This window comes from Falsiroseomonas oryziterrae (assembly GCF_021864505.1).
Taxonomy (GTDB): Bacteria; Pseudomonadota; Alphaproteobacteria; order Acetobacterales; family Acetobacteraceae; genus Falsiroseomonas; species Falsiroseomonas oryziterrae.
This window is the reverse complement of sequence record NZ_JAKJIB010000422.1, coordinates 1-2948: the sequence shown is the minus strand read 5'-3', so window position 1 is coordinate 2948 and position 2948 is coordinate 1. Positions and strand designations below refer to the sequence as shown.

The window sequence follows — 2948 nt, the reverse complement described above, 5'->3', positions numbered from 1 at the left end:
TGTCCGTCTTCCAGCTGTGCGATGCGGCGCTGCTCGGGCCCGGGCTGCTGATCGCGACGCCGCGGGGCGTCGTCGCGGAGAGCCAGCTCGGGCAGCGCCCGGAGGTGCGCGCCGCCGTCGCGGCGGCGATCCGCGCGCGTCCCAGGCCGGCGCTCCGCCGTGCCGGAACCGTCGCCCTCGCCGTGCCGCTGCATCCCGCTGCGCCGGACCCGCGGAGCCTGGCCGGCTTCAACCACTACCACCTGCACACCGAGCATCTCTGCGCGCTGCTGCAGATCGAGGCGCTGCGACGCACCTGGCCCGGCGAGCATGTCGAGACGCTGCTGCCGGCCGGCGACCCGCTGCATGCGGAGGCGCAGGCGCTGCTGGCCGCGGAGCTTGGCGCGGCCCGCACCATCGGCGAGGAGGAAATCCGCGCGACACGATTGCTGGTGCCGAACCGCTGCCTGCATCACAAGGCGCCCGATCCGCTGGTGGCCGAGGTCTTCGCGCGCATCCGCCGCAACGCGCTGGCCGGGGCCGAGGCCGAGCCTGGCGGCCCGCGCATCTACGTCGCGCGCTTCGGCGCCGCCGCGCGGTGGATGCGCAACGAGGCGGAGCTGGCCGCCAGCCTCGCGGCGCGCGGCTTCGCTGTGTTCGACGCACGCCGCCTGCGCTATCGCGAGCAGGTCCTTGCGCTAGCTGGCGCGCGCATCATCGTCGGCGCGCATGGCGCCGGGCTGACCAACATGGGCTTCGCCGAGCCGGGTGCGCTGCTCGTCGAGTGCTTCTCCCCGTTCTTCTACAGCCAGTGCTTCCAGCAGCTCGCGGCGATCGCCGGGCACCGCTACCGCGCCTTCCGGCAGCCACCGGCGGCCGCGGCCCATCCGCAGGCCCCCTGGGACCTCGACATCCCCGCCTTCCTCGGCTTCCTCGACCGGGTGCTGGAGGCGGAGGAGCGGCGCTGCGACAGCCAAGCCCTTCCCTAAGTCGCCGCGCCGCCCCTAATTGGTCGGATGGCCGCTCCCGCCCCCCAGCTCGTTCCAGACGACTCCGACCCGACCTTCGCCGAGCTCATCGCCGGGCGCCCCCACCTGAGCGTGCACGCCCATGACGGGCTGACGATGGAGGAGGTGCCGCTGGCGCGCATCGCGGCCGCGGTCGGCACGCCCACCTGGGTCTACTCGGCCGGCACGCTGCGCCGCCGCTTCCACGCGCTGCGCGGCGCGCTGGACGATGCGCGGGTTCCGGCCGAGCTCCACTTCGCGGTCAAGGCCAATCCGAACCTCGCCGTCGTCCGCACCCTCGCGAAGGAAGGCGCCGGCGCCGACATCGTCTCCGAGGGCGAACTCCGCCTGGCGCTCGCCGCCGGCATCGACCCGTCGCATGTCGTCTTCTCGGGCGTCGGCAAGACGCTGGGCGAGCTGCGCTTCGCCCTCTCGCACCGCATCGGCCAGATCAATGCCGAGAGCGCAGAGGAGATCGGCATGATCTCCGCCGTCGCGACGGAGATGGGCGTCGTCGCCGACGTCGCGCTGCGCGTGAACCCCGACGTGGATGCGCGCACCCACGCCAAGATCACCACCGGCAAGAGCGAGAACAAGTTCGGCGTCGCCATCGCCGACGCGCCGGCGCTCTATGCGCGCATGGCCGCGACGCCCGGCGTCAATCCGGTCGGCATCGCCGTCCATATCGGCAGCCAGATCACCTCGGGCGTCTCGGCCTATGCGGCCGCCTATGCGGCGCTCGCCGACCTCGTGCGGGCGCTGCGCGAGCAGGGGCTGTCCGTCGAGCGGGTGGATTGCGGCGGGGGCCTCGGCATTCCCTATCGGCACGAGCCGGCGCCGAGCCCGGCGGCGCTGGCCGGGGCGATCCGCGGTGCGCTCGGCAACCTCGGCGTGAAGCTGATGGTGGAGCCGGGGCGCTGGATCTGCGGGCCGGCCGGCGTGCTGCTGACCCAGGTGATCCTGCAGAAGCACACCCCTTCGTTGTCCGGCTCCGCCGGGGGTTCGTTGTCCGGTTCCGCCGAGGGTTCGTTGTCCGGCTCCGCCGGGGGTTCGCGTCGCTTCGTCATCCTGGATGCCGCGATGAACGACCTGCTGCGGCCGGCCATGTACGACGCCTGGCACGGCATCGTGCCGGTCGGGCCGAGGGAGTTCGTCTCGCCCGTCTCGCCCTGCGACGTGGTGGGCCCGGTCTGCGAGACGGGGGACACCTTCGCGCGAAACCGTGGCCTTCCGATGCTCGAACCGGGTAGCCTCGTCGCGTTCCTCGATGCGGGGGCCTACGGAGCCTCGATGAGCAGCACCTACAACGCACGGCCCCTGGCGGCCGAGGTCCTGGTGGACGGCGACCGCTTCGCGGTGGTGCGCGCGCGCCAGACGCAGGAGGCCCTGCTGGCCGGCCAGCGCCTGCCGGAGTGGCTGGCCGGGTGAGCGGGCAGGGCACCCCGGCGCCGCCCGCCCTCGCGCGGCGCCGCAGCCTCGCCAGCCTGGCGCTGGCCTGGGAGGCGATCTGGCCGGCGGTCTGGCCGGCCCTCGGGGTGCTCGGCGTCTATCTCACCATCGCGCTGCTCGGCCTGCCACTGCTGCTGCCGGGCTGGTCCCGTCCCGTCCTCGGCGTCGTCTTCGGCGCGCTCTTCGTCGTCGCGCTCTGGCGCGGCGTCCGCCGTTTCCGTTGGCCGGGCGTGGACAGTGCCGATCGGCGCCTGGAGCGCGAGAGCGGCCTGCCGCACCGCCCGCTGGCGGCGCTGACCGACCGGCCCGCGACCAGCGACCCGGTCGCGCAGGCGGTGTGGGAGGTGCATCGCGACCGCGCGCTGGCCTCGGTCAAGGCGCTGAAGGTCGGGGTGCCGCGGCCGGGGCTGGCGAAGCGCGATCCGATCGCGCTGCGCCCCGCCATCGGCCTGTCGCTGCTGGCCGCCCTCGTCATCGCGGGGCCGGAGGCGCCGGAACGCCTGCGCCGCGCCG

At 74.2% G+C, this 2948-nt stretch carries 3 protein-coding genes; all 3 read left to right on the top strand.

The genetic code is table 11. The features are described from left to right. On the top strand, positions 1-968 hold a 968-nt coding region (locus tag L2I40_RS21330), incomplete at its 5' end, for a glycosyltransferase family 61 protein (protein WP_237217217.1). A gap of 27 nt (positions 969-995) precedes the next feature. Then, positions 996-2414 (top strand): diaminopimelate decarboxylase, encoded by a 1419-nt coding sequence (gene lysA, locus L2I40_RS21325; RefSeq protein WP_237217216.1) that lies wholly within the window; start codon positions 996-998, stop codon positions 2412-2414. Then, the coding region (locus L2I40_RS21320) for a DUF4175 family protein (protein WP_237217215.1) at positions 2411-2948 on the top strand (538 nt) is incomplete at its 3' end. The genes lysA and L2I40_RS21320, both read left to right, overlap by 4 nt.

Bases quoted from the DNA above. Each gene is read 5' to 3' on its own strand.
- lysA (WP_237217216.1), top strand. From the start codon at position 996: ATGGCCGCTCCCGCCCCCCAGCTCGTTCCAGACGACTCCGACCCGACC.